Here is a 26,141-nt window from a genome sequence, read left to right on the forward strand (position 1 = left end):
TCGCCCGCGAGGTCTACCGCGCACTGACCACCCCAGCCACCGGACAAGTCACGCAAAACAGCCTCACCCCTGCGGCTTGACAACCATAGGAGCATCCCGCCGCTCCGCCGTCCGCTCGTCTTTCGGACGACACGCCGCCCGCGCGGCCCGTCGTGAGGTTTGGACCCCCTCCTCCGGGCGACGATCGGAACCATGCCCTCCCCATCCCCTCGCCTCACCGCGGCGGTGTGCGCGACCCTGGCGGCCCTGCTCTCGACGCTCGTCGTGGCGGGCTGGGACCCACTGCTGTCCTTCGACGCCCACGTCGCCTCCGAACTGCACCGCACGGCGCTCGCCGAGCCCGGCTGGACCCGGTTCAACCGGGTGCTGACCGACTGGGTGTGGGACCCCTGGACCATGCGGGCCCTGCTGGCCGTGGTGTTCCTGTGGCTGTTGCTGCGCGGCGCGGCACGGCCGGCGCTCTGGGTGGCGGCCACCGCGCTCGTCGGCACCCTCCTCCAGCAGGTGTTGAAGGCGCTCCTGGACCGTGACCGGCCGCGCTGGGAACGGCCCGTCGACTCCGCGGACTTCGCGGCGCTGCCCTCCGGGCACGCCATGACGGCGGCGCTCACCTGTGGGCTGCTGCTGTGGCTGGCCCACCTGCGCGCGGTCCACCGGATCGCGCGTCTGGCCATGCTGTGGGCCGGCGCGATCACCGTGGCCGGGGTGGGCTTCACCCGGGTCTACCTGGGTGTGCACTGGCCCACCGACGTGGTCACCGGCTGGCTGCTGGGCATCGCCGTGGCCGCGGCCGCGGCCGCGCTGTGGCAGCGGCGCGACTCCCCCCGCCCCCGGCCGAGAGAACGCCGACCGGAGGAGGCCGGGAGCGTGGCGCGCCGGTGGCGCCCTGACGAGACGGAGCAGCCGGGCGAAAGGGGCCGATCTCGGGCGATCCCCCGCGTCGCCCGAGATCGGCACAGCTCGGGATCCGGGCATCGGCCGCCCGGCCCCGAGGACCAATGAGTATATTGGCCCGCAGCCAGTCAACGCAGGAGTTACAGGATGTCCCCTCGCAGCGCATCGGTCAATGAGGAATTGCGCCGACGGTCCCGTGAGCGGCTGCTGCAGGCGACGGTGGAGCTGGTCGACGAGCGCGGCTACGAGGCGACCACACTGGGAGACATCGCGGATCGGGCGGGTTCGGCGCGGGGGCTGGTGTCGTACTACTTCCCGGGCAAGCGGCAACTGCTGCAGTCGGCCGTCCACCGGCTGATGCACCTCACCCTGGCCGAGGCGCTGGAGCGCGAACCGCTGCCCACGGGGCCGGACGCGGGGCGGGAGTCGTTGGCCCGTGCGATCGACGCCATCCTCGGGCTGGCCCGTGACCGGCCGACGCTCATGCGCACCCACATGGCCGGGATCCTCCAGCAGGAGGGCTTCGTCCAGTGCGACGAACAGCAGCGCCTGGCCGCGCTGCTGCGCGAGACCGTCGCCCGCTACGGGTCGCGCGCCCCGGACACCGACTATCCGATGCTGCGGGCGCTGCTGATGGGGGCCGTCTTCGCCGTCCTGCTGCCCGGGGCGCCCATGCCCATGGCGCGACTGCGCGCCGAGCTGTTCGGGCGGTACGGGCTGGACTGGGAGTTGGGGTTCCCGCCGGAGGCCCCCGAGGAGGCGTCCGGCGGGATCTCACTGCTGCCGCTGACGGGTCAGCGGTAGTCGGGCTGGGTCTGGGCGTTGAACTCCCGGAGCTTGACGCGCTCGGCGCCGGCGACGCGCCGGTCCCGGATCTCCAGCACGTCGAAGCCCATCCGGATGTCGTTCGAGTAGACGTGGCCGTTGTAGTAGTACGCCGACCAGGAGCCGCCGACGGCGTCGGGGTCGGAGTACGGACCGCGCTCGAAGTACCCGATCTCCCTCGGCTTGGTGGAGTCGGTGAACTCCCAGACGGAGACACCGCCCTGGTACCACGCCTGGACCATGACGTCCCGGCCCTTGACCGGGATCAGCGAGCCGTTGTGGGCGACGCAGTTCTCGGTGTCGGCCTGGTGGCGGGGGATCTTGAAGTAGCTCTTGAACACCAGCTCGCGGTCGTCGCCCTTGCCGGTGATGTGGTAGATGCCGTTGGCGCCGCGCTTGTCGCCGACCTCGGCGTTGCAGGTGGCGCCGACGCCGCCGCCCAGCTCGTCGGTGAAGACGACCTTGCGGCCGTTCTCGCTGAAGGTCGCTGAGTGCCAGAACGCGAAGTTCTCGTTGTCCTGGACCCGGTCGACGACGCGGGGCTCGGCGGGGTCGGAGATGTCCATCAGGATGCCGTCGCCCATGCACGCGCCCGCGGCGATCTCCAGCTCGGGGAAGGCCGTGATGTCGTGGCAGCCCGTGGTCGGCGTGACGTTCGGGTTCTTCGGCGCGCCGGGGTTGCCGCCGTCCGGGAAGAGGACGGGGAAGTCGACGAGCGACGCCTTCTCGGGCGCCGTGCGGGGCACCTTGACGATCGAGATGCCGTCGTGCGGCGGTTGGCAGTCGGGGAAGGTCTCGTCCGGGAAGTAGGAGGAGACGTAGAGGTAGACGTCCTTGCGGTCGGGCACCAGCGTGTGGGTGTGCGAGCCGCAGGCGGTCTCGACGGAGGCGACGTACCTCGGGTTGCGCTTGTCGCTGATGTCGAAGACCTTGATGCCCTCCCAGGCGCTCTTCTCCGTCGGCGGCTTGGCGGTGCTGTGGCAGGAGTCGTCGCTGCGCGAGGAGTCGGTGGACAGGAAGAGCAGGTCGCCGGAGACGGAGATGTCGTTCTGTCCGCCCGGGCAGAGGACCTGGCTCACGATCTTCGGGGACTTCGGGCGGCCGATGTCGTAGACGGTGAAGCCGTCGTAGTTGCCGGCGAAGGCGTAGCGGCCCTGGAAGGCCAGGTCCGTGTTGAGCCCCTTCAACGCCCCCTTGGGCAGGTTGGTCAGGTGGGAGACGTTCCTGCTGTGGACGACCTCGTCCACCGCGGGGATCTCGCCTCTGTCGATGGCGGTCCGGGCTTCCGCTCGATGCCGCTTCGACGCCTTCGCCGGCGTGCCCGAGGGATCGCCCGGGTCGGGGATGGCCGTCGCCGGTCCGGCGGCGAGGAGCGTGGCCAGCAGGCCGAACATGGCCGCTGCCGCGCCGAGGCGCCTGCGTCGTGCGCGGGGTCTGGGCAACGACGTCACTGCTTTCCTCCCTGTCGGTCCGCGTGTCCGTTCCGGGTTGAGCGGATGGCGGACCTCGGCAGTATGGCCCTCCGTGCTCCCGCCCCGACAGGGGAGAACGACGCGGTGTTCACCGACGGTGTCCGATCCGGACATGTCCGTGCCAGGATCGGGGAACCGGCGTAATCCCGCGCTACAGGAGGAACAGTGACGGACCGTCACGGATTCCGGCCGCCCTTTCCCGCGCTTCCGCTCGTGTCGACCGCACTGACCGTGCTGGCCGTGCTGGCCGTGTCGACGGGACTGACCGGCTGCGACGACGACTCCGGGAAGGCGGCCCCCACCGGGGGCGGGCCCTCCGTGATCGCGCCCGGCGCACCGGGGGAGGCGGCCGAGACGCTCTCCGCCGAGGAGGCCGCGAAGGCGGGTGAGAGAAGCGAGGCCGAGCCCAACGATGCGGACTTCGCGTACGTCTCGATGATGATCGAGCACCACGGGCAGGCCCTGGTGATGACCGACCTGGCCGAGAAGCACGCGGAGTCGGAGAAGGTGCGCCGGCTCGCGGACCGGATCTCCGCGGCCCAGGGGCCGGAGATCCGGGCGATGCGCGGTTGGCTCCGGCGCAACGGCGCGGAGGACGGCGGCGGCCACGGTGGTCACGACGGGCACGGCGGGCACGACGGCGCGTCGATGCCGGGCATGGCGACCGAGAAGCAGCTCGACGAGTTGCGGGCGGCCCGCGGCGCCGACTTCGACAAGCTGTTCCTGACCCTGATGATCGCCCACCACGAGGGGGCCGTGACAATGGCCGAAAACGCGGTGCGGGACGGACGGGACACCCAGGTCCAGGAGATGGCCGGTGACGTGGCCGTCCAACAGACCGCCGAGATCAACCGGATGCGCGCGATGCTCTAGCGGTCCGCCGGGGCCGCCCCCGGGCGGACCGGCGGACGGGGACGGGCGCCCCCTGGCGCATCGCGCGTCCCCGTTCCCGTCCGCCGCCCCGCGGTGGGATGCTGGAGGTCTCCGAGCGGAGTCCGGGCGCATCCCGGGCGGAAGGAGCCGTGTCGTGGGCGATCCGCTTCGTGTCGCGGTGGTCGGGTCGGGGCCCAGCGGGGTCTACACGGCGCAGGCCCTGGTGGAACGGCAGGGAACGCCGGACGTGGCGGTCGACGTGCTGGACCGCCTGCCGTGTCCGTATGGTCTGGTGCGCTACGGCGTCGCCCCGGACCACGAGAAGATCAAGTCGTTGCAGGACACCCTGCGCCGGGTGCTGGAGCACCCGCGGGTGCGCTTCCTGGGCAACGTCCCCGTCGGACGGAACGTCCCGGGCGGTGTGGGCACCGAGGAGCTGCTCTCCCTCTACCACGCGGTGGTGTACTGCGTCGGCGCGGCGGCCGACCGCCGGCTCGGCATCCCGGGCGAGGACCTTCCGGGCAGCTTCTCCGCGACCGACTTCGTCTCCTGGTACAGCGCCCACCCGGACGCGGCCGCGTACCGCTTCGCCCTGGGGGTGCGGTCGGCCGTGGTGATCGGGGTCGGCAACGTCGCCGTCGACGTGGCGCGCTTCCTGGCGCACGACGCGGACGAGCTGCGCGGCACCGACGTGCCGCAGGCCGCGCTGGACACACTGGCCGCGGGCTCCCCCGCCGACGTCCACGTGGTGGGGCGGCGCGGCCCGTCCCAGGCGAAGTTCACCACCAAGGAGCTGCGCGAGCTGGACGCCCTGCCCGACGCCGAGGCCGTGGTGCGCCGGGAGGAGCTGGAACTCGACCCGGCGTACGGGGCCCCGGAGGCCCTGCCCGCCGTCGCCCGCCGGAACCTCGGCGTACTGGACGGCTGGGCGCGGCGGGAGCCGCGCGGACGGGCGCGCCGCGTGCGGCTGCGGTTCTTCCTGCGGCCCGTGGAGGTGCTCGCCGGTCGGGAGGGCGCCGTGCGCGCGGTGCGCTTCGAGCGGACGGCGCCGGACGGGCGCGGCGGCGTGACGGGCACGGGACGGTACGAGGAGATCCCGGCGGAACTGGTGCTGCGGTCGGTGGGCTACCGCGGCGTTCCGCTGCCGGGGCTGCCCTTCGACCGGACGGCGGGGACGGTGCCGCACGAGGCGGGACGGGTGCTGCGCGCCGGGGCGCCCTCGCCGGGCGAGTACGTCGCCGGGTGGATCAAGCGCGGCCCGACCGGGGTGATCGGCACCAACCGATCGTGCGCGAAGGAAACGGTCCGCTCGCTGCTGGAGGACGCCGGCGCCCTGCTCGGCCGCCGGATCTCCGGTGCCGATCCACTCCGGGCGCTGCGGGCGTCGGGCCACGAGCCGGTCGGGTGGCACGGCTGGCTCGACATCGAGCGGGCGGAGACGGAGCTGGGACGGAGCCTGCGCCGCGAGCGGGTGAAGATCCCCGACTGGGAGGGGCTGCTCGCGGCGGCGCGCCGCGCCGGTTGACCTCCCCCACCCGCCGTCCCGGGCCCCACGCCGATCGGCCGATCAACCGCCGAGTCGCTCCGCCTGCCGGTCGGCCGCGGTGAGCACGCTGCCCAGCAAACCGGGGAAGAGCCGCTCCAGATCGTCGCGGCGCAGGGTGCTCATCTTCGCCGTGCCCCGGTAGCACTGGTGGATCAGGCCGCTCTCGCGCAGCACCCGGAAGTGGTGGGTGGTCGTGGACTTGCTGACCGGCAGGTCGAAGCCCGAGCAGGCCAGATCCTCCCGCGCGACCGCCAGAACGCGGACGATCCGCAGCCGCACGGGGTCGGAGAGCGCGTGCAGCACCTCTTCCAGCCGGATCTCCTCCGGAGCCGGGTGCTCCAGTTCTCGGCCGGTGGGCGGGGTCTGCGTTCGGGGCGTCACACCCTCATAGTACGAGAGTCATCGTAGTTTGACATCCACCGTAATACGACGCCTACCGTATGAGCGCCGGAGGTCGGAACGTCCACCCCGGCCCCTTCGGAGGAGACCGCCGTGAGCGCACTGTTCGAGCCGTACACCCTGCGATCCCTGACCGTCCCCAACCGCGTCTGGATGTCGCCCATGTGCCAGTACTCCGCCGAGCCCACCGGGCCGGAGGCGGGCGTCGCCGGCGACTGGCACCTCGCCCACTACGGGGCGCGGGCGGTCGGCGGCACCGGGCTGATCCTGGTGGAGGCCACGGCCGTCTCGCCCGAGGGCCGGATCAGCCCCAACGACCTGGGCATCTGGAACGACCGGCAGGTGGAGGGCCTGCGGCGGATCACCGCCTTCCTCAAGGAGCGGGGCGCCGTCCCGGGCATCCAGCTCGCCCACGCCGGTCGCAAGGCCTCGACCGACGCGCCCTGGCGCGGCGGGGCGCCGCTGGACGCCGAGCACGGCGGCTGGGTCCCCCTCGCACCGAGCGCGGTGCCCTTCGACGAGGGACACCCGGTGCCGCACGAGCTGACGGAGGAGCGGATCGAGGAGGTGGTGCGGCAGTTCGCGGACGGCGCCCGCCGGGCCCTGGCGGCGGGTTTCGAGGTCGCCGAGATCCACGGCGCGCACGGCTACCTGATCGGCGAGTTCCTCTCCCCGCACAGCAACCGGCGCACGGACGCCCACGGCGGGAGCTTCGAGAACCGCACGCGCTTCGCCCTGCGGGTCGTGGACGCGGTGCGGGAGGTGTGGCCGGAGGAACTGCCGCTGTTCTTCCGGATCTCGGCCACCGACTGGCTCCCGGAGAACGGCTGGACCACCGACGACACCGTACGGTTCGCCGGCGAGCTGCGGGAGCACGGCGTGGACCTGCTGGACGTCTCCAGCGGCGGCAACGCGCCCCGGGTGCGCATCCCGGTCGAACCCGGCTACCAGGTTCCCTTCGCCGCCCGCGTCCGGGCCGAGACCGGGCTTCCGGTGGCGGCGGTCGGTCTGATCACCGAGCCGGACCACGCCGAGAAGATCGTCGCCAACGGCGAGGCGGACGCCGTGCTGTTGGGTCGGGAGCTGCTGCGCGACCCGCACTGGGCACACCGCGCCGCGCGGGAGCTGGGCGAGGAGCCCGCGCGCGTGCCCGAGCAGTACGGCTGGGCCGTCTGACCCGCCGTCCCCTCCGGCACGACCGCGACACCACCACGCAAAAGCCGCGCAAGAGCCGCGGGAACGCTCCCGGGAGCGTTCCCGTCGGAACGCGGCCGGCGGCGAGGGACGACGGTCGGCGACCGGGATCGGCGTCCGGCTGAAAACAGTCGGTGCCGCCCAGTAGAGTGACCGCCCGTGGCAGCACGACCCTTGAACGAGATCGTCGAGCCCGGCTGGGCCAAGGCACTGGAGCCCGTCGCCGGGCGCATCGCCGCGATGGGCGACTTCCTGCGCGCGGAGATCGCCGCGGGGCGCACCTACCTCCCGGCCGGACCGAACGTGTTGCGCGCCTTCCAACAGCCCTTCGACGAGGTCCGGGTGCTCATCGTGGGTCAGGACCCGTACCCCACACCGGGCCACGCCGTGGGGCTGAGCTTCTCGGTGGCGCCCGAGGTGCGTCCACTGCCCGGCAGCCTGGAGAACATCTTCCGGGAGCTGCAGGCCGACCTCGGGCTGCCCCGGCCGTCCAACGGCGACCTCACCCCGTGGACGGAGCGGGGCGTGCTGCTCCTCAACAGGGCGCTGACCACCGCCCCGCGCCGGCCCGCCGCGCACCGCGGCAAGGGCTGGGAGGAGGTCACCGAGCAGGCCATCCGGGCCCTGGTGGGACGCGACAAGCCGCTGGTGGCCATCCTGTGGGGGCGCGACGCGCGGAACCTGCGCCCGCTGCTGGATCCGTATCCGGCCGTGGAGTCCGCGCACCCCTCCCCCATGTCGGCCGACCGCGGGTTCTTCGGTTCCCGTCCGTTCAGCCGGGCCAACGAGCTGTTGGTGCGGCAGGGCGCGGAGCCGGTCGACTGGCGGCTTCCGTGACCGGCTGGGTCCTGGGCGTCGACTCGGGCGGCTCCGGGCTCCGCCTCGCGCTGGCACGGACCGGCGACGGTTGTGGGACGCCGGTGCCGGTGGCCGACGCCGCCGTGGACGAGCCGGTGCGCACCGGCCCCGCGGGCATCGACGCGGGCCACCTGCTGGAGACGGTGCTGCCCCGGGTCCGTCGTCTGTCGGCGGACGTGGCGCGGGACGACCGGCCCGACGGCACGGACGGCGGGGGCGCGCCCCGGATCGACGCCGTGTGCGTGGGCGCGGCGGGCATGGCGACGCTCGGCGACGAGCTGCGCGCCGTCCTGCCCGGTGCGTTCGCGCGGGAGTTGGGGGCCGGGCGCGTGGCGCTGGCCGCCGACGCCGTGACCGCGTACGCCGGGGCGCTGGGCGAGCGCCCCGGCGCGGTGGTCGCCGCGGGCACCGGGATGATCGCCCTGGGCACGGACCTGCGCACCTGGCGGCGGGTCGACGGCTGGGGCCACCTGCTGGGCGACTGCGGTGGCGGCGCCTGGATCGGTCGCGCCGGTCTGGAGGCCGCCCTCCGCGCCCACGACGGCCGGGAGGGCGGCTCGCGGGCACTCCTCTCCCGCGTCGAGGCCGTCTTCGGTCCACCGGACTCCCTGCCGGGGAGGCTGTATCCGCGCACCGACCGCCCGGCGGTGTTGGCCTCCTTCGCCCCGGAGGTGGCCCGGTGCGCGCGGGAGGGCGATCCGGTCGCCGAACGGATCATGACGGAGGCGGCCGTCCAGATCGCCACGACCGCCGCCGCGGCCTGTCCGGAGGGCGAGGACGCTCGGATCGCCCTGACCGGCGGACTGCCGATGATCGGCGAGCCGCTGCTCGCGCCGCTCCGCCGGGAGCTGGCCTCCCGGCTGCCGCGCGCGCGGACCGTGGAGGCCGCCGGCGATCCCCTGGCCGGGGCGTTGCTCATCGCCGACCGGCTGGCCCGTGACGTGCTGCGGCTGCCGGCCGATGCGTCACTTCTCCACCTCGGATGACGATTCCGTATCGGATCGCAAACATCCCGGGTGACGGCGCAACCGAATCCGTCACCGCGACGCGCGGGAGGAAAGGGGACAGACCAGGACTGCTCCGCCCCGCCCGAACGGCCAAGCCGGTCAAGGCATTAGCATGCGGCGCCATGAGCACCCCCACTGGGCCCGCAAATGGCCTGCCCGTACGAATGCCGCGTCCCCGCCAGCCCGGACGGCACCGCCGGCCGGAGCCCGTCGTCGCTCCCGAGGGTGCGCCCGCTCTGGTGCTGGCCGTCCCCGGGGTGCCCTCCGGCACCTCCAGGAACCTCGCCGAGGAGGTCCTGAGCATCGCCCGTTCCGAACTGCCCGGCCTCGACGCCCGGATCGGTTTCGTGGACGGTGACGACGAGGAGTTCCCCGCCCTGCAGAGCACGCTGGCCCAGGCCGCGGCCGAGCACACCGCCCGTGCCGCCGCGCTGGACGCGCAGGCCGCGGCGGACGCCGAGGGCGAGAACGAGGACGGCGCCGAGAGCTCCCGGCCCCGGCTCCAGGACGCCCCGGCCGCGGTGGTGGTCCCGCTGCTGGCCGGCCCCGACAGCGCGCAGATGCGCCGGATACGTCAGGCCGTGCTCGCCGGCGGTTCCGGTGCCGAGCTGACCGACGTGCTCGGCCCGCACCCGCTGCTCGCCGAGGGCGTCCACGTGCGGCTCTCGGAGGCCGGTCTGGCCCGCGCCGACCGCGCCCGGCTGTTCACGGTGGCGACCGCCGCGGACGGCATCATCCTGGCCACCATGGGCGGCGAGGAGGCCGTGCAGGCGGCCGGGATCACCGGCATGCTGCTGGCCGCACGTCTCGCGGTGCCGGTGCTGGCCGCCGGTCTGGACGAGGACGGCTCCGTCTCCCGCGTGGCCGAGCAGTTGCGGGAGGCCGGCTCCCGGCAACTGGCGCTGGCTCCCTGTCTGGTCGGTCCCGAGATCCCCGACGGCCTGCTGGACTCCGCGGCGAAGGAGGCGGACTGCCCGACGGCCGAGCCGCTGGGGTCCTACACCGCGGTGGGCAAGCTGGTCGCCTCCGCCTACGCCGTGAAGCTCGGCATCGCCCAGCGCTCGCCGCAGGGGGCGCCGGTCCGCTGATCCGGACCGGCCCCCGGCCCGGGCCCCGCGCGGCCCACGGGCCGGTCGGTCGGATCAGCGGGGCCGAACCAGCCGAGGCGGAATCAACCGGGGCGGAATCCAACCGAATTCGGATCAGCCGAAGAGGACGCGGGTGGCGGCCGGCACCTCGAGCGCACCCGACCGGTGCGGCACGCCGTCCGGGTCCAGCTCGAACCAGGTCACGTCGCCCGAGCGCTCGTTGGCGGCGTAGAGCCTGCGTCCGGTCGGGTCGAGGACCAGGTCGCGCGGCCAGTGACCGCCGCAGGGGACGGTGGTGACCGGCTCCATCCGCTCGCCCGCCGGGTCGAGGGCCAGGACGGCGATGCTGTCGTGCCCCCGGTTGGCGACCCAGAGGCGGCGGCCGTCGGGGGAGAGCACCAGCCCGGACGGGTGGTTCTCCGCCTCTCCGACGTCCTCGGGCAGCGTGCGGGCCTCTCCGGTCGGCTCCAGGATGCCGGTCTCCCCGTCCCAGCGGCAGCCGGTCACGGTGGACCGCAGTTCGTTGACGACGTACGCCCGCTCCCCGTCCGGGTGGAAGACCAGGTGGCGGGGACCGTTGCCGGGCCGCAGCGGCGTCCGCCCGTGCGGGCGCGGCGCGCCCCCGTCCCCGTCGAGCCGGTAGGTCCACACCGAGTCGGTGCCGAGGTCCACCGAGAGCAGCCAGCGGCCGGAGGGGTCGGGCACCACCGCGTGGGCGTGCGGCCCTTCCTGTCGGGAGCTCACCGGTCCGAAGCCGTGGTGCCGCAGGACGACGGGCGGCGAGCCGAGGGTGCCGTCCGGACGCAGGGGCAGGGAACTGACGCTCCCGGAGGTGTAGTTGGCGGTGATCAGTCGGCCGGCCGCGCAGGTCAGGTGGGTGGGCCCGGAGCCGTCGACGGGTACCGCCTCGCCCGCGGGACGGGGCCGGTCGGGGTCGGTCAGGGAGAGCGCGGCGGCCTTGCCGTCCTCGGTCTCGCTGACCGCGTAGAGCATCGTCCCGCCGGGGCCCAGGACGAGGTAGGAGGGGTCGGGCACCGCGTCCGTGTGGTCCAGCGCGGTCAGTGCGCCGGTGTCCGGGTCGACGGCGGCCGTGGTGATGCCGCGTCCCCCCGCCGAGGTGTAGGACCCGATGTACGCCCGCCGTCCGCCGTCCCTGCCGTCCACCGCGCCGCCCTTCCCGCCCTCTTCGTGATCCGGTGTCGTGATCCGGGTCTCGGGCGACCGTAGCAGTCGGGCCGGGCCAAAAGCGGGCGACGGACCCCTCGGAACCCCCCGGTCCACGCCGTCCGACCGCCTTGGCATGCTGGCCCCATGAGTCACTCCCTCGCCCTCGCGGTGATCTTCGATCTCGACGGCACGCTCGTGGACAGCGAACCCGCCTACCACGAGGCGAGTCGGCGACTGCTGGCCCGGTACGGCATCACCGATTTCACCTGGGAGGACCACACGCGGTTCATCGGGATCGGCACCCGGGAGACCCTGACGACACTCCGCGAGGAGCACGGGATCGACGCCCCGGTGGAGGAGCTCCTGGCCGGGAAGAACCGCCTCTACCTGGAGTTGGCGCGCACCTCGGTCCGCGCGTTCCCCGGGATGTTGGTCTTGGTGGAGCGACTGCGCGCGGCCGGGGTCCCGATGGCCGTCGCCTCCGGCTCGTCGCGGGCCGCCATCGACGCGGTGCTGGCCGGCGCCGGTCTGGACGCCCTGCTGCCCGTGCGTGTCTCGGCCGAGGAGGTGGCTCGGGGCAAGCCCGAACCGGACGTGTTCCTGGAGGCGGCCGAGCGGCTCGGCGTCGAGCCCGGCCGGTGCGCGGTGGTGGAGGACGCGCCGCCCGGGGCGGAGGCCGCCCACCGCGCCGGGATGCGGTGCGTCGCCGTCCCCTACCTGCCGGAGACGGCCGGCGATCCGGCCTTCGCGGCGGCGGGACTGTGCTTCCCCGGGGGGCAGGAGGAGTTCGACGCCCGGGTGGCGTACGACTGGCTGGTGGGTTCGGGCCGCTGATCCCGAACGGCCGGCCCCGGATCGCCGGTCCCGAGCATCGCCGCCGGCCGTCCTCGGGCCGTGACGCCGAGCGGTGGCGTCCGCGTTCAACCCCGTCGGAGGCGGGCCGCGATCCGGTTCTCCAGCGCCGCGAGGGGGATCGCGGCGGCCCAACTGTAGATCGCGGCGGTCGGCGAGACCGTCGCGATGCCCACGGAGAGCAGGAACACCAGGGCCTGGGCGGGCGGTGGCGCCCCGCGCCACCAGGCGCCCGCCGTGTGGCGGCGGATGTCCACCTCCATCGCGTAGAGGACCGTCGAGGCCGTGCCGATGACCGTTCCGTACAGGCCGGGGCCGACGAACTCGTCGCCGTAGTCCGCGAGGACGGAGGTGGGGAACGGGATCAGGGACACCAGCGCGAGGAACGCGACGTTGAGCCAGAACAGCCGGGTGTCGATCCACTCGACGCCCCGCAGCACCGCGTGGTGGGCCCGCCAGAACAGCGCGATCACCACCACGCTCAGCAGGAAGGTCCCCACCTGGGACAGGGACTGACCCAGCGCCTCGCGCAGTTCGGCTCCCCGGAGCCCGTCGGGCACTTCGATGTCCAGGACGAGCAGTGTCATGGCGATGGCCATCACGCCGTCGGTGAGGGCGAACACGCGGTGTGCCGGCACGAGGTGTTCCCCGGGGCGGGCGGCCGGTTGTCGCGGACCTTCGTTCATCGCCCCGTGGTAGCACGGCCCGGCCCGTCGAACGGTGCCGTCCCGGCGCGTGTCCCGCCGCCCCTGGGCCGGTCGGGGCACCGCCTCGGGCCCCTGCCCCGAACAAGCGGCGGGGCCCGAGACGGCGGGGGTCATCCGAGGAAACTCAGCCGCACCCTGCGGTCCGGGTTGTCCTTGTTGGTGTCCACCAGGCAGACCGACTGCCAGGTGCCCAGCTCCAGCCGGCCCTCCACCACCGGCAGCGTGGCGTGCGGCGGGACGATGGCCGGCAGGACGTGGTCGCGGCCGTGTCCGGGGCTGCCGTGGCGGTGGCGCCAGCGGTCGTCGGCGGGCAGCAGGTCGCGCAGCGCGGCGAGCAGGTCGTCGTCGCTCCCGGCGCCGGTCTCGATGATCGCGACGCCGGCGGTCGCGTGTGGGACGAAGACGTTGAGCAGTCCGTCGCGGCCGTCGGCCACCTCCGCGAGGAAGCGCTCGCAGTCGCGGGTGAGGTCGGCGACGGTCTCGCCCGAGCCGGTGGTGACGTGGAGGATGCGGGTCGTGAAGCGATCGCTCATGGTCCCATCCTGACCTCTTCCCCGGGGTCCACGGGTCTCCGTCCACATCCGTACGGCCGCGCGCCGGGAAGTTTCGACGCTCCTTCGTGGTTTCCCCGTACATGGATCACGTGGCTGTCGGGAGCGGGACCGGAGCCGGCGAGGTCGAGACCGAGGTCGTGGTCGTCGGCGCCGGACAGGCGGGCCTGTCGAGCGCGTACCACCTGCGGCGCGTCGGGTACGTGCCCGACCGGGACTTCGTGGTCCTGGACCGCCCCCCGCGCCCCGGTGGGGCCTGGCAGTTCCGCTGGCCCACCCTCACCTACGGCCGGGTGCACGCCATGAACGCCCTGCCCGGCATGGAGTTGACCGGCGCCGACCCCGACCGGCCCTCCTCCGAGGTGATCGGCGAGTACTTCACCGCCTACGAGCGCGCCTTCGACCTGCGAGTGCGGCGTCCGGTCCGTGTGCGGGCGGTACGCGAGGCGGGGGACGGACGGCTGAGGGTGGAGACCGACGCCGGCGTCTGGATCACCCGCGCCCTGATCAACGCGACCGGCACCTGGGACCGGCCGTTCGTGCCCCGGGTGAAGGGTCAGGAGACCTTCGTCGGACGCCAGGTGCACACTTCCCGGTATCCGGGCCCGGAAGCCTTCGCGGGCGAGCGCGTGGTCGTCGTGGGCGGTGGCACCTCCGCCGTCCAGCACCTGTTGGAGATCTCCCGTTTCGCGTCCGCCACGACCTGGGTCACCCGCCGCGAGCCGGTCTTCGTCGAGGGCCCTTTCGACTCCGAGCGCGGGCGCGCCGCGGTCGCCCTGGTGGAGGAGCGGGTGCGGGACGGTCTGCCGCCGCAGAGCGTGGTGTCCGTGACGGGGCTGCCGATGACGGAGGAGATGCGGCGCGCCCGGGAGAGCGGGGTTCTGCGCCGGCTGCCGATGTTCGACCGGATCGTCCCCGAGGGAGTGGTGTGGGACGACGGACGGTCGGTGGCCGCCGACGCCCTTGTGTGGGCCACGGGTTTCCGCGCCGCGATCGACCACCTGGCGCCGCTTCGGTTGCGCGAGCCCGGCGGCGGCATCCGGATGGAGGGCACCCGCGTGACGCGCGACCCGCGGGTCCACCTGGTCGGCTACGGCCCCTCGGCCAGCACCATCGGCGCCAACCGCGCGGGGCGCGCCGCGGTGCGGGACATCCGTGCCCTCCTCGCCCGCACCCGTGAGGGCGCGCGGCGGGACGAACAAAGGGTCGAACGGATCATCAGTCCATCACACGGAAGTGTGGCGGTTCGGGAAACGGCTGCGCGGTAGCCGCGAGACGCACGATCCTCACGGTGTGCGAGTGACGGGCTGCAGACCGTCATCGCGCTCCCCCCGGCTCGGCGTCCCACCGGGAGCGGGGGATTCGTCTCACATCGTGTTCAAGGAGAAGACACCTCATGGACCTCATCACCAGCCTGCTCGCCGGCCTCCTCCACTTCGTGGGGTGGCTCGTCTGACGTCCGGCCGACAGGCGACGTGACCAGCGGCGCCGCCTCTCCCGTCCCACGGGGAGGCGGCGTCGCCGTGTGTCCGGGCCGCTTCGGATCAGTGGTGGGGGGAGGAGATGCTGGAGTCGCGGACGACCAGCTCGGGGCGGAGCACGATCCGCTGGTGCCGGTGGCTCCCGGCCTCCTCGCCGGTCTCCTCGATGAGCAGGTCGGCGGCCGTCTGCCCCATCCGGGCGGCGGGCTGCCGCACCGAGGTCAGGGGCACGGCCGCTGCGGCGGCGAACTCGATGTCGTCGTAGCCGACCAGCGCCATGTCGCCCGGCACCGAGACCCCGGCCGCGAACAGCGCCTGGAGCACGCCCAGGGCCAGCAGGTCGTTCGCGCAGAACACCGCCGTCGGGCGCGGCGTCATGCCCAGCAGTCGCGCTCCGGCGTCCCGGCCGGCCGCCACGTCCAGTCGCTCGCCCTCGATCCGGCGCAGCGCTCCCTCCGGCAGCCCCGCCTCGCGCAGCGCCTCCAAGGCCCCGGTGCACCGGTCGCGGCACTGCGACAGGTGCATCGGCCCGCTCACGTAGACCAGTTCCCGGTGCCCCTGCGCCAGCAGGTGCCGGGCGGCCAGCGCTCCGCCCGTGATGTCGTCGACCGACACCGAGCAGCCCTCGGCGCTGGAGACCACCCGGTCCACCACGACGTAGGGAATGCCGTGCCGCCGGAAGTCGGCCAGGTTCCGGCCGCTGGTGTCGGCCGGGATGATCAGGACCCCGCGCACCCGCTGTTCGGCGAAGAGGGAGAGGTAGTCGGCCTCCTCCGCCGGGCTCTGGGCGCTGTTGCACAGCATCACCCCGAGCCCCTCCTGGCGGGCGGCCCGTTCGGCGCCGGCGGCGACGTCGGCGAAGAAGGGGTTGGCCATGTCCAGCACCAACAGCGCGATGATCCGGCTCCGGCCCGCCCGCAGGTGCCGTGCGGACTCGCTGCGCACGTACCCCAGTTGGGCGATCACGGCCTGCACCCGGGCCCGGGTCTCCTCCGCGACCATCTCCGGGCGGTTGATGACGTTGGAGACGGTGCCGACGGACACTCCCGCCTGACGTGCCACGTCCTTGATTCCCACCATGCGCGCCACGAGTCCGACCGTCCCCTGACCTGTCTGTTGTCCGCGGCACCTGCCCACGGGCCGCGCGCCCATGCTACGCACCGTGCCCGCCGGTGCACCCACTCCGGGCCCGTCGCGCGATCCTTCCGCCCTCCGACCGTCCCGTTCAGTCGAGGTGGAAGACCTCGGTGAGCGGTCGCATGGCCCGGTCGGGGAGCTCGCCGTCCGGGGACTCGAAGAACTCGGCCATCTCGGCCTGCCAGCGGGCGTTGACCTCGGTCTCCTCCATCGCGGCCCGGGCCGCCTCGAAGTCCTCGGTCTCCAGGTAGCCGACGAGCAGGCCGTCCTCGCGCAGGAAGAGCGAGTAGTTGCGCCAGCCCGCCTCTCCGAGGGCGTCGAGCATCTCCGGCCAGACGGCGGCGTGGCGCTCGCGGTACTCCTCCATGCGGTCGGCACGGACCTTCAGCAGGAAACAGACGCGCTGCACGAAACTCCTCGTTCCTTGTGTCGCACTTGTGCATGAAAGGTTTCACTCCGAACGCACGCACCGTAGAGGCGCCCCCGTCGCACGTCAACGGCCGCACACGAAAGCGATCACGGAATTTCTCTGTCGAGGCGGGTGGTGGGGCGGGCCTCCGGGCCGTCCCCTTGACACTCCTTCCGGCGCCCCCTAGCTTTCCCGCAATGAAACGATTCATGACCACGCCTGGACTCCGGGAGCGCTACGCATGACCGCCGTGTCCGCCGTGAAGGCGGCCCTCAAGAACCAGGCCATCGAGACACCCTCGTGGGCCTACGGCAACTCCGGGACGCGCTTCAAGGTCTTCGCGCAACCCGGCGTGCCGCGCACCCCGCGGGAGAAGCTGGACGACGCCGCGAAGGTGCACGAGTTCACCGGCGTCGCGCCGGCCGTCGCCCTGCACATCCCCTGGGACCGCGTCGACGACTACGCCGCGCTGGCGAAGTACGCCGACGAGCGCGGGGTGCGGATCGGGGCGATCAACGCCAACGTCTTCCAGGACGACGACTACCGGCTCGGCAGCGTCTGCCACCCCGACGCGGCCGTGCGGCGCAAGGCGCTGGACCACCTGCTGGAGTGCGTCGACATCATGGACGCCACCGGTTCCCGCGACCTGAAGCTGTGGTTCGCCGACGGCACCAACTACCCCGGCCAGGACGACGTCCGAACCCGTCAGGACCGGCTGGCCGAGGCCCTGGCCGCGGTGTACGAGCGGCTGGGCGAGGAGCAGCGGCTGCTGCTGGAGTACAAACTCTTCGAGCCCGCCTTCTACACCACCGACGTCCCGGACTGGGGCACCGCCTACGCCCACTGCCTCAAGCTGGGCGAGAAGGCGCAGGTGGTGGTGGACACCGGTCACCACGCGCCGGGCACCAACATCGAGTTCATCGTGGCCGTGCTGCTGCGCGAGGGGAAGCTGGGCGGCTTCGACTTCAACTCCCGCTTCTACGCCGACGACGACCTGATGGTCGGCGCCGCCGACCCCTTCCAGCTCTTCCGGATCATGTACGAGGTGGTGCGCGGCGGCGGGTACGGACCGCAGACCGCCTTCATGCTCGACCAGTGCCACAACATCGAGCCCAAGATCCCCGCGCTCATCCGCTCGGTGATGAACGTCCAGGAGGCCACCGCCAAGGCGCTGCTGGTCGACCGTGAGGCACTGGCGGCGGCCCAGGCCGCCGGCGACGTGCTGGCCTCCAACGCCGTGCTGATGGACGCCTACGACACCGACGTCCGGCCGCTGTTGGCCGAGGTCCGCGAGGAGATGGGACTGGACCCGGATCCGATCGCGGCCTACCACCGCTCGGGATGGGCCGAGCGGATCACCGAGGACCGCAAGGGCGGCCGGCAGGCCGGCTGGGGGGCGTGACCATGGCGGAGCAGACCACGACCGAGCACCCCGCGGAGCCGAACGAGACCGTCGAGGCGCTCCTGGCGCGCTCCCACCGGCTCGGCGCGGACCCGCGGAACACCAACTACGCGGGCGGCAACACCTCCGCCAAGGGCACCGTCACCGACCCCGTCACCGGCGGCGACGTCGAACTGCTGTGGGTCAAGGGGTCGGGCGGGGACCTGGGCACCCTGACCGAGCGGGGCCTGGCGGTGCTGCGCCTGGACCGGCTGCGCGCCCTGAAGGACGTCTACCCGGGCGTGGAGCGCGAGGACGAGATGGTCGCCGCGTTCGACTACTGCCTGCACGGCAAGGGCGGCGCGGCCCCGTCCATCGACACCGCCATGCACGGCCTGGTGGAAGCCGCCCACGTGGACCACCTCCACCCCGACTCCGGCATCGCGCTGGCCTGCGCGGCCGACGGGGAGAAGCTGACCGCCGAGTGCTTCGGCGACCGTGTGGTGTGGGTCCCCTGGCGCCGCCCCGGTTTCCAGCTCGGGCTGGACATCGCCGCCATCAAGGAGGCCAACCCGCAGGCGATCGGCTGCATCCTGGGCGGGCACGGCATCACCGCCTGGGGCGACACCTCCGAGGAGTGCGAGCGCAACTCGCTGGAGATCATCCGCACCGCCGAGGCGTTCCTCGCCGAACGCGGCAGGGCCGAGCCGTTCGGGGCGGTGCTCGACGGGTACGAGCCGCTGCCAAAGGCCGAGCGTCGGGAGCGGGCCGCCGCGCTGGCGCCGCACATCCGGGCGATCGCCTCCGCCGACCGGCCGCAGGTCGGCCACTTCACCGACTCCGAGGTGGTGCTGGACTTCCTGGCCCGTGCCGAGCACCCGCGGCTGGCGGCCCTGGGCACCTCCTGCCCGGACCACTTCCTGCGCACCAAGGTCCGCCCCCTGGTGCTGGACCTGCCCGCGACCGCGCCGGTCGAGGACGCCGTCGCCCGGCTGAGGGAACTGCACGCCGAGTACCGCGCGGAGTACGCCGCCTACTACGAGCGGCACGCCGACGCGGACTCCCCGGCGATGCGCGGCGCCGACCCGGCGATCGTCCTCGTCCCCGGCGTGGGGATGTTCTCCTTCGGCAAGGACAAGCAGACCGCGCGGGTGGCGGGCGAGTTCTACGTCAACGCGATCAACGTGATGCGCGGCGCGGAGGCGGTCTCCTCCTACGCGCCGATCGAGGAGTCGGAGAAGTTCCGCATCGAGTACTGGGAGCTGGAGGAGGCCAAGCTGCGCCGGATGCCGGCGCCCAAGCCGCTGGCCTGCCGGGTCGCCCTGGTCACCGGCGCGGGCTCCGGCATCGGACGGGCCATCGCGCACCGCCTGGCCGCCGAGGGCGCCTGCGTGGTGGTCGCCGACCTCGACGCGGGGAACGCCGAGAAGGTCGCCGAGGAGATCGGCGGACCGGACAAGGCGGTGGCGGTGGCGGTGGACGTCACCGACGAGGAGCGGATCGCCGAGGCGTTCAAGGCGGCCGTCCTCGCCTTCGGCGGGGTGGACCTGGTGGTGAACAACGCGGGCATCTCCATCTCCAAGCCGCTGCTGGAGACGTCGGCGAAGGACTGGGACCTGCAGCACGCCATCATGGCCCGCGGTTCCTTCCTGGTCTCCCGCGAGGCCGCCCGTGTGATGATCGCCCAGGGGCTGGGCGGCGACATCGTCTACATCGCCTCCAAGAACGCCGTCTTCGCCGGTCCCAACAACATCGCCTACGGCGCCACCAAGGCCGACCAGGCCCACCAGGTGCGCCTGCTGGCCGCCGAGTTGGGCGAGCACGGCATCCGCGTCAACGGCGTCAACCCCGACGGGGTGGTGCGCGGCTCCGGCATCTTCGCCAGTGGTTGGGGCGCGCAGCGTGCCGCCGTCTACGGCGTCCCGGAGGAGAAGCTCGGCGAGTTCTACGCCCAGCGCACCCTCCTCAAGCGCGAGGTGCTGCCCGAGCACGTCGCGAACGCGGTCTTCGCCCTCACCGGCGGCGACCTCAGCCACACCACCGGGCTGCACGTCCCGGTGGACGCGGGCGTCGCGGCGGCCTTCCTCCGCTGACGTCCGTCCCCCGTGACCCCTGCCCGGCGATCGCGTGCCCTGTCGTGCCACCGCGGTCGTCGGGCAGGTTCCAACCCATTCACCCGCGAGGTCCCCGTGTCCCCATCCCCACCCGGTCCCCTGTCCTTCGCCGCCGTCGACCTGGGCGCCTCCAGCGGGCGCGTCATGGTGGGCACGGTCGGGCCCGGCACCCTGGAGCTGCGCGAGGCGCACCGCTTCCCCAACCGTCCCGTCCGTGCGGCGGGCACCCTGTACTGGGACATCCTCGGCCTGTACCGGGGTGTGCTGGACGGGCTGCGGGCGGTGGGCAGGGCCGTGCCGGAGGCGCGCCCGGCCTCCGTCGGCATCGACTCCTGGGCGGTGGACCACGGGTTGCTGGACGCCTCGGGCACGTTGCTGGGCAATCCGGTGCACTACCGCGACGGCCGCACCGACGGCGCGGCCGAGCGGGCCGCGGCCGTGATGCCGCCAAAGGAGCTGTACGCGGCCACCGGCCTGCAGCACCAGCCGTTCAACACCCTCCACCAGCTCACGGCGGCGCGGGGGACGGTCGCGCCGACCGTCGCCCGACACCTGCTGCTGATCCCCGATCTGATCGCGTACTGGCTGACCGGCGAGCTGGGCACCGAGCTGACCAACGCCTCCACCACCCAGTTGATCGACCCGCGCACCGGGGACTGGGCGCGTGACGTGGCGGAGGCGTTCGACGTCGACCTGTCGCTGTTCCCGCCGCTGCGCCGGCCGGGCGACCGGATCGGCGAGCTGCTCGGGGACGTCCTGGAGGAGACCGGGCTGACCGGACCGGTGCCGGTCACGGCCGTCGGCTCGCACGACACCGCCTCCGCCGTGGCCGGGGTCCCGGCGGACGGCGGCCGGGCGTTCGCCTACATCGCCACCGGCACCTGGTCGCTGGCCGGCGTGGAGTTGGAGGCGCCCGTGCTCACCGAGGAGTCCCGCCGCGCCAACTTCACCAACGAGCTGGGGGTGGACGGCACGGTCCGCTACCTGCGGAACATCATGGGTCTGTGGCTCCTCCAGGAGTGTCTGCGCGCCTGGGAGGCCGACGGACTGCGGCCGGAGTTGGGGACGCTGCTGCGCAAGGCGGCGAAGGCCCCCGCGCTGCGCTCGGTGGTGGACGCGGGCGATCCGGGCTTCCTGGCCCCGGGCCGGATGCCCGAGCGGGTGGCCGAGGCCTGTCGCCGCACCGGTCAGCCGGTCCCGCGCGATCCGGCCGAGACGGTCCGCTGCGTGCTGGACTCCCTGGCCCTGGCCCACCGCAGGGCCGTCGCCGACGCCCGGCGGCTGTCGGGACGGGAGGTGGAGGTGGTGCACATCGTCGGCGGCGGGGTGCACAACGAGCTGTTGTGTCAGCTCACGGCCGATGCCTGCGGGCTGCCGGTGGTCGCCGGTCCGGCCGAGGCGGCGGCGTTCGGGAACGTCCTGGTCCAGGCGCGCGCCGCCGGCGCCGTCCACGGCGACCTGGCCGAGCTGAGGTCGCTGCTGCGCGCCACCCAGCCGCTGCGGCACCATGAGCCCATGGGTGATCGTGACGCCTGGCGACGGGCGGAGGCCGTGGTATGCGCGTAGCACTGTTCGTCACGTGTGTGACCGACACGCTCTACCCGGGCACCGGGCGGGCCACGGTCGACCTGTTGGAGCGGCTGGGGGTGGCGGTGGACTTCCCCCTCGCCCAAAGCTGCTGCGGGCAGCCGCAGTTCAACACCGGCTACCGGCGCGAGACCGAGCCGCTGGTGCGCCGCCACGTCGAGGCGTTCCGCGACTACGACCACGTCGTCACCCCGTCCGGCTCGTGCGCGGCGATGGTGCGGGAGAACCACCCGCGCGTCGCCGCCCGCGGCGGTGACGCCGCCCTGGAGCGGGTCGCGACCGAGGTCGCGTCGAGGACGTACGAGTTGAGCGAGTTCCTGGTGGACGTGCTGGGCGTGACGGACGTGGGCGCGTACTACCCGCACACCGTCACCTACCACCCGACCTGCCACGGCATGCGGACGCTGGGGCTGGGCGATCGCCCCCGCCGGCTGTTGGAGAACGTGCGCGGGTTGGAGTTGGTCGAGTTGCCGGCCGCCGACCAGTGCTGCGGTTTCGGCGGGACCTTCGCGGTGAAGAACGCGGCGGTGTCGGCGGCGATGGGCGCGGACAAGGCGCGCAACATCGAGAACACCGGTGCCGAGGCGGTGTGCGCGGTCGACAACTCCTGTCTGATGCACATCGGCGGGACCCTGTCCCGGCGGGGTTCCACGGTCCGAGCCGTCCACCTCGCCGAGATCCTGGCCGCCACCGAAGACGGCACGGAACGAGCCGCCGAGGACGGCACGAGGAGGAGCACGCGATGAGCGGCCGTGTCCACCTGGGCATGCCCGCGTTCCCCGAGGCCGCCGCGTCGGCCACACGGAACGCGCGGCTGCGCGGCAATCTGAGCCATGCCACCGGCACCATCCGCGCCAAGCGCGCGCAGGCCGTCGCCGAGCTGTCCGACTGGGACGCGCTGCGGGCCGCCGGCGCCGCGGTCAAGGACCGGACGCTGCGCCACCTCGACCACTACCTGGAGCGGTTGGAGGAGGCCGTCACCGCCGCGGGCGGCACCGTCCACTGGGCGGCCGACGCCGCCGAGGCCAACCGGATCGTCACCGACCTGGTGCGCGCCACCGGCGAGACGGAGGTGGTCAAGGTCAAGTCGATGGCCACCCAGGAGATCGACCTCAACGCGGCGCTGGAACGGGCCGGCATCCGCGCCTACGAGACCGACCTGGCCGAGCTGATCGTCCAGCTCGGCGACGACCTCCCCTCCCACATCCTGGTGCCGGCCATCCACCGCAACCGCGGCGAGATCCGCGACATCTTCCGCGAGGAGATGGGCCGTTGGGGGCGCCCGGCGCCAAAGGGCCTGACCGACGACCCGGCCGAGTTGGCCGAGGCCGCCCGGCTGCACCTGCGCGAGAAGTTCCTGCGGGCGAAGGTGGGCGTCTCCGGGGCCAACTTCATGGTCGCCGAGACCGGCACCCTGGTGGTGGTCGAGTCCGAGGGCAACGGGCGGATGTGCCTGACCCTGCCCGAGACCCTGATCTCGGTGGTCGGCATCGAGAAGGTGGTGCCGACCTGGCAGGACCTGGAGATCTTCCTCCAGCTCCTGCCCCGCTCCTCCACCGCCGAGCGGATGAACCCCTACACCTCGATGTGGACGGGGACGACCGACTCCGAGACGGCCGACGGCCCGCGCGTCTTCCACCTGGTGCTGCTGGACAACGGCCGCACCGACGCCCTCGCCGACACCGTCGGCCGTCAGGCGCTGCGCTGCATCCGCTGCTCGGCCTGCCTGAACGTCTGCCCGGTCTACGAGCGGGCCGGCGGGCACGCCTACGGGTCCGCCTATCCGGGACCGATCGGCGCGATCCTCACCCCCCAACTACGCGGTACGGCATCGGAGTTGGACGCCTCGCTGCCGTACGCCTCCTCGCTGTGCGGCGCCTGCTACGAGGTCTGCCCGGTCGCCATCGACATCCCCCAGGTCCTGGTGCACCTGCGCGAGCGGGTCGTCGAGGGCGGCGAGGTGACGGTGCGCGGGCAGCGCACGACGATCAGGCCCGCGCGGGGCCACGCGGCCGAGCGCGCCGCGATGCGCGCGGCCCGCTGGGCCTTCGACCATCCGCGGGCGCTGCTGGCCGGGCAGCGGCTGGCCTCCCGCACCCGCCGCCTGCACCCGCGGCGGCTGCCGGGGCCGGGCCGCGCCTGGACGGCCACCCGGGACCTGCCCACCGTCCCGGCCGAGTCCTTCCGCGACTGGTGGCGGCGCACCCGGAACGTCCGGGGAGAAGCGCGGGGAGAGGGAGGCGGACGATGAGCGGACGCGACGTGGTGCTGGCCCGAATCCGCCGGGCCCTGACCGACGTGCCCCGTTCGGAGGCCCCGGACGACGTGCCCGTCCCCCGGTCGTACGAACGCGCCCACGTACCCGACGGCGAGACGTCCGACGCCCTCGTCGACCTGCTGGCGGAGAACCTCGCCGACTACCGGGCCCTGGTGCACCGTACGGACGCCGACGGCCTGCCCACGCTGCTGCGCCGTCTGCTGCTCGAACACGGCAGCGAAACGGTGCTGGTGCCGCCCGGCCTGCCGACGTGGTGGCTGGAGTCCGCCGACGCCACCCGGGTCCACGACCGGGCCGCGTCCACCCCGGCCGAGCTGGACGCGGTGGACAGCGTGGTGACCGGGTGCGCGGTGGCGATCGCGGAGACCGGCACGATCGTGCTGGACGGCGGTCCCGACCAGGGGCGCCGCCGCATCACCCTGATCCCCGACCACCACGTCTGCGTGGTACGGGTGCCCGACCAGGTGGTGGCGTCCGTGCCGCGGGCCCTGGAACGCCTGGACCCCACCCGCCCGCTGACCTGGATCTCCGGCCCGTCGGCCACCAGCGACATCGAGCTGGACCGGGTCGAGGGCGTGCACGGTCCGCGCACCCTGGAGGTCGTCCTGCTGACAGAGTGACCGGCTGCCGCGGTCGCGGGGCCCCGGCGTTGCTCTGTCGGGGCCCCGCCATTGCTCTACACCTCTGTCACCGTGCGTGGCCCCTTGTCGCTCACGGCACACGCGGATAGCTTCCCGGCATGCCTTCCCGCCGATCTCTTCTCGCGGCCGGCACGGCCGCCGCGCTGGCCGCTCCGCTCGTCTCCCCCGCCACCGCCCACGCCGCCCCCGGCCACTCGGGGCGGTCCCGTGGACAGGGCCGTGGACAGGGTGTCGTCCCCGGCGCCGACGTCGCGGCCGCCCGGAACTGGTCCGTACTGCGCGGCCGCAGGGTCGGTGTGATCAGCAACCCCACCGGGGTCCTGCGCGACACCGGTCACATCGTGGACTCCATGGCCGCGCACCGCGATCTGGAGATCGTGGGGGTGTTCGGCCCCGAACACGGCTTCCGGGGCAGCGCGCAGGCGGGCGAGTCCGAACCGGAGTTCACCGATCCGCGCACCGGGCTGACGGTGTACGACGCCTACGGCGCGAACGCGACGAAGCTGGCCGAGCTGTTCACCAAGGCCGGCGCGGACACGATCGTCTTCGACATCCAGGACGTCGGCGTCCGCTACTACACCTACATCTGGACCATGTACAGCGCGATGGTCGCCGCCCGGTCGATCGGCGCCCGGTTCGTGGTGCTGGACCGCCCCAACCCGATCGGACGCCGGGCCGACGGCCCCCTGATGACCGAGGAGTTCACCTCCGGGGTGGGCGCCGAGGTGATCATCCAGCAGCACGGGATGACGGTGGGCGAGCTGGCCCGCTACTTCAACGGCGAGTTGCTGCCGAAGGAGGGCTCCGGCGGCGCGGTGGAGCTGGAGGTGGTTCCGGTGGAGGGGTGGGACCCGTACTCCACCGCCCACGAGCACGGCCTGCCCTGGGTGCCGCCCTCCCCCAACATGCCGACCCCGGACACGGCCGTCGTCTACGCCGGAACGGGCTACTTCGAGGGCACCAACCTCTCGGAGGGACGCGGCACCACGCGCCCGTTCGAGTTCATCGGCGCGCCTTACCTGGACCACCACTACGGCGACCGGCTCAACGCTCGCAAGCTGCCGGGCGTGCGGTTCCGCGAGAGCTACTTCGTGCCGACGTTCGGCAAGCACTCCGGTGTCACCTGCGCGGGCGTCCAGATCCACGTCACCGACCAGCATCGCCACCGGCCGATCACCACGGCGGTCGCGATGCTGGTGGAGGCGCGTCGCTACACCGACTTCGCCTGGCGTCAGGATTCCTGGGACGCCAAGCGCCCGTTCTGGATCGACAAGCTCTCCGGGTCGCCCCGGCTGCGCGAGATGATCGACGCGGGCAAGGACGTGGATGAGATCACGGCGGCCTGGGACGACGAGGTGCGGACCTTCGAACGGACGCGGCGCGCGTACCTGTTCTACCGCTGACGGATCGCGAGGGCGCCTTTCGGCGGGCGGATCTCCACGGACGGGCGGCCCGGCGTTGCCGGGCCGCCCCCGCGTGTCCGTGCTCCGGGCGGACGTAACACCGCGTTCTCACGCGAGTCGACGAGACGTATCACGCTTCCGGGACGCTGGGGCTCCGTCACACCCTCGTGAACCGTGTGAAGGAGCTTCCCAATCGGGTTGTCAAGCCACAGCAGTGACGGGAGGTGAAGCGTGGTAACACTCACCGTCACGGATCATCGCCCACAGGACGTTCACG

The 26,141-nt window shown here is 73.2% G+C and carries 24 protein-coding genes; 17 read left to right on the forward strand and 7 right to left on the reverse strand.

Going from position 1 to position 26,141, the window contains the following annotated elements:
- The first annotated feature begins 192 nt into the window (after window positions 1-192).
- Both IF47_RS0125165 and IF47_RS0125170 read left to right on the forward strand, forming a co-directional pair.
- Window positions 193-1,002 (forward strand): phosphatase PAP2 family protein, encoded by an 810-nt coding sequence (locus tag IF47_RS0125165; RefSeq protein ID WP_211257269.1) that lies wholly within the window; start codon window positions 193-195, stop codon window positions 1,000-1,002.
- A 39-nt stretch (window positions 1,003-1,041) separates the two neighbouring features.
- Entirely contained in the window at window positions 1,042-1,698 is a 657-nt protein-coding gene (locus IF47_RS0125170; RefSeq protein ID WP_037733352.1) for a TetR/AcrR family transcriptional regulator, read from the forward strand.
- Here IF47_RS0125170 and IF47_RS0125175 read toward each other — a convergent pair.
- Complete coding sequence (locus IF47_RS0125175; RefSeq protein ID WP_051718211.1) at window positions 1,689-3,113, reverse strand: LVIVD repeat-containing protein; 1,425 nt, start codon at window positions 3,111-3,113, stop codon at window positions 1,689-1,691. The genes IF47_RS0125170 and IF47_RS0125175 overlap by 10 nt on opposite strands.
- A gap of 291 nt (window positions 3,114-3,404) precedes the next feature.
- Here IF47_RS0125175 and IF47_RS0125180 point away from each other — a divergent pair, with 291 nt between their 5' ends.
- Together IF47_RS0125180 and IF47_RS0125185 are read left to right on the forward strand one after the other, a co-directional pair.
- Window positions 3,405-4,064 (forward strand): DUF305 domain-containing protein, encoded by a 660-nt coding sequence (locus IF47_RS0125180; RefSeq protein WP_031511305.1) that lies wholly within the window; start codon window positions 3,405-3,407, stop codon window positions 4,062-4,064.
- Between the two features lie 154 nt (window positions 4,065-4,218).
- A complete protein-coding gene (locus IF47_RS0125185; RefSeq protein ID WP_031511306.1) occupies window positions 4,219-5,589 on the forward strand; it encodes an FAD-dependent oxidoreductase in 1,371 nt (456 codons plus the stop codon).
- A gap of 42 nt (window positions 5,590-5,631) precedes the next feature.
- On the opposite strand, the gene IF47_RS0125190 is transcribed toward IF47_RS0125185, so the two are convergent.
- Window positions 5,632-5,991: an ArsR/SmtB family transcription factor gene (locus IF47_RS0125190; RefSeq protein WP_031511307.1), complete on the reverse strand. Its 360-nt coding sequence runs from the start codon at window positions 5,989-5,991 to the stop codon at window positions 5,632-5,634.
- Between the two features lie 111 nt (window positions 5,992-6,102).
- Between IF47_RS0125190 and IF47_RS0125195 the strand changes: the two genes are divergently transcribed.
- The 4 genes from IF47_RS0125195 to IF47_RS0125210 all read left to right on the forward strand — a co-directional run bounded on the left by IF47_RS0125195 (window position 6,103) and on the right by IF47_RS0125210 (window position 10,156).
- Window positions 6,103-7,185 (forward strand): NADH:flavin oxidoreductase/NADH oxidase, encoded by a 1,083-nt coding sequence (locus IF47_RS0125195; protein ID WP_031511308.1) that lies wholly within the window; start codon window positions 6,103-6,105, stop codon window positions 7,183-7,185.
- A gap of 177 nt (window positions 7,186-7,362) precedes the next feature.
- Window positions 7,363-8,040, forward strand: coding sequence for a uracil-DNA glycosylase (locus tag IF47_RS0125200; RefSeq protein ID WP_031511309.1), 678 nt, complete (start codon window positions 7,363-7,365; stop codon window positions 8,038-8,040).
- Window positions 8,037-9,047: an N-acetylglucosamine kinase gene (locus tag IF47_RS0125205; RefSeq protein WP_245641233.1), complete on the forward strand. Its 1,011-nt coding sequence runs from the start codon at window positions 8,037-8,039 to the stop codon at window positions 9,045-9,047. Before IF47_RS0125200 ends, IF47_RS0125205 begins: the two co-directional genes overlap by 4 nt.
- A gap of 143 nt (window positions 9,048-9,190) precedes the next feature.
- On the forward strand, window positions 9,191-10,156 hold the full coding sequence (locus tag IF47_RS0125210) for a sirohydrochlorin chelatase family protein (RefSeq protein ID WP_211257270.1): 966 nt from the start codon (window positions 9,191-9,193) through the stop codon (window positions 10,154-10,156).
- 114 nt (window positions 10,157-10,270) lie between these two features.
- On the opposite strand, the gene IF47_RS0125215 is transcribed toward IF47_RS0125210, so the two are convergent.
- Window positions 10,271-11,320: a lactonase family protein gene (locus IF47_RS0125215; RefSeq protein WP_031511312.1), complete on the reverse strand. Its 1,050-nt coding sequence runs from the start codon at window positions 11,318-11,320 to the stop codon at window positions 10,271-10,273.
- Between the two features lie 147 nt (window positions 11,321-11,467).
- On the opposite strand from IF47_RS0125215, the gene IF47_RS0125220 reads away from it, so the two are divergent.
- Window positions 11,468-12,157 (forward strand): HAD family hydrolase, encoded by a 690-nt coding sequence (locus IF47_RS0125220; RefSeq protein WP_031511313.1) that lies wholly within the window; start codon window positions 11,468-11,470, stop codon window positions 12,155-12,157.
- Window positions 12,158-12,243: 86 nt separating this feature from the next.
- Here IF47_RS0125220 and IF47_RS28965 read toward each other — a convergent pair whose 3' ends face one another.
- Entirely contained in the window at window positions 12,244-12,813 is a 570-nt protein-coding gene (locus IF47_RS28965; RefSeq protein ID WP_051718212.1) for a TMEM175 family protein, read from the reverse strand.
- A gap of 179 nt (window positions 12,814-12,992) precedes the next feature.
- Complete coding sequence (locus IF47_RS0125230; RefSeq protein WP_031511315.1) at window positions 12,993-13,415, reverse strand: secondary thiamine-phosphate synthase enzyme YjbQ; 423 nt, start codon at window positions 13,413-13,415, stop codon at window positions 12,993-12,995.
- A 101-nt stretch (window positions 13,416-13,516) separates the two neighbouring features.
- Between IF47_RS0125230 and IF47_RS0125235 the strand changes: the two genes are divergently transcribed.
- Window positions 13,517-14,701 carry an NAD(P)-binding domain-containing protein gene (locus IF47_RS0125235; RefSeq protein WP_078592108.1) on the forward strand — a complete coding sequence of 395 codons (1,185 nt, stop codon included), beginning with the start codon at window positions 13,517-13,519 and terminating at the stop codon, window positions 14,699-14,701.
- Window positions 14,702-14,977: 276 nt separating this feature from the next.
- Here the strand turns inward: IF47_RS0125235 and IF47_RS0125240 are convergent, their stop codons facing one another.
- Entirely contained in the window at window positions 14,978-15,994 is a 1,017-nt protein-coding gene (locus IF47_RS0125240; protein ID WP_031511317.1) for a LacI family DNA-binding transcriptional regulator, read from the reverse strand.
- 145 nt (window positions 15,995-16,139) lie between these two features.
- Window positions 16,140-16,460 carry an L-rhamnose mutarotase gene (locus tag IF47_RS0125245; RefSeq protein ID WP_031511318.1) on the reverse strand — a complete coding sequence of 107 codons (321 nt, stop codon included), beginning with the start codon at window positions 16,458-16,460 and terminating at the stop codon, window positions 16,140-16,142.
- Between the two features lie 241 nt (window positions 16,461-16,701).
- Between IF47_RS0125245 and rhaI the strand changes: the two genes are divergently transcribed.
- From rhaI to IF47_RS0125280, 7 genes are all read left to right on the forward strand, one after another.
- Complete coding sequence (rhaI, locus tag IF47_RS0125250) at window positions 16,702-17,862, forward strand: L-rhamnose isomerase (RefSeq protein ID WP_031511319.1); 1,161 nt, start codon at window positions 16,702-16,704, stop codon at window positions 17,860-17,862.
- A 2-nt stretch (window positions 17,863-17,864) separates the two neighbouring features.
- Complete coding sequence (locus tag IF47_RS0125255) at window positions 17,865-19,934, forward strand: bifunctional rhamnulose-1-phosphate aldolase/short-chain dehydrogenase (protein WP_051718213.1); 2,070 nt, start codon at window positions 17,865-17,867, stop codon at window positions 19,932-19,934.
- A gap of 96 nt (window positions 19,935-20,030) precedes the next feature.
- Entirely contained in the window at window positions 20,031-21,521 is a 1,491-nt protein-coding gene (locus IF47_RS0125260) for a rhamnulokinase (protein ID WP_281179541.1), read from the forward strand.
- Window positions 21,512-22,288, forward strand: a complete 777-nt coding sequence (locus IF47_RS0125265; RefSeq protein WP_031511322.1) for a (Fe-S)-binding protein — start codon at window positions 21,512-21,514, stop codon at window positions 22,286-22,288. The genes IF47_RS0125260 and IF47_RS0125265 overlap by 10 nt, the downstream gene beginning before the upstream one ends.
- A complete protein-coding gene (locus tag IF47_RS0125270) occupies window positions 22,285-23,793 on the forward strand; it encodes a lactate utilization protein B (protein WP_031511323.1) in 1,509 nt (502 codons plus the stop codon). Before IF47_RS0125265 ends, IF47_RS0125270 begins: the two co-directional genes overlap by 4 nt.
- Window positions 23,790-24,440 (forward strand): LutC/YkgG family protein, encoded by a 651-nt coding sequence (locus tag IF47_RS0125275; protein ID WP_031511324.1) that lies wholly within the window; start codon window positions 23,790-23,792, stop codon window positions 24,438-24,440. Before IF47_RS0125270 ends, IF47_RS0125275 begins: the two co-directional genes overlap by 4 nt.
- A 119-nt stretch (window positions 24,441-24,559) precedes the next feature.
- A complete protein-coding gene (locus IF47_RS0125280) occupies window positions 24,560-25,864 on the forward strand; it encodes an exo-beta-N-acetylmuramidase NamZ family protein (RefSeq protein WP_031511325.1) in 1,305 nt (434 codons plus the stop codon).
- Window positions 25,865-26,141: the final 277 nt, after the last annotated feature.

Origin of the sequence: Streptomyces megasporus (genome assembly GCF_000718985.1) — a bacterium.
Classification (GTDB): domain Bacteria; phylum Actinomycetota; class Actinomycetes; order Streptomycetales; family Streptomycetaceae; genus Streptomyces; species Streptomyces megasporus.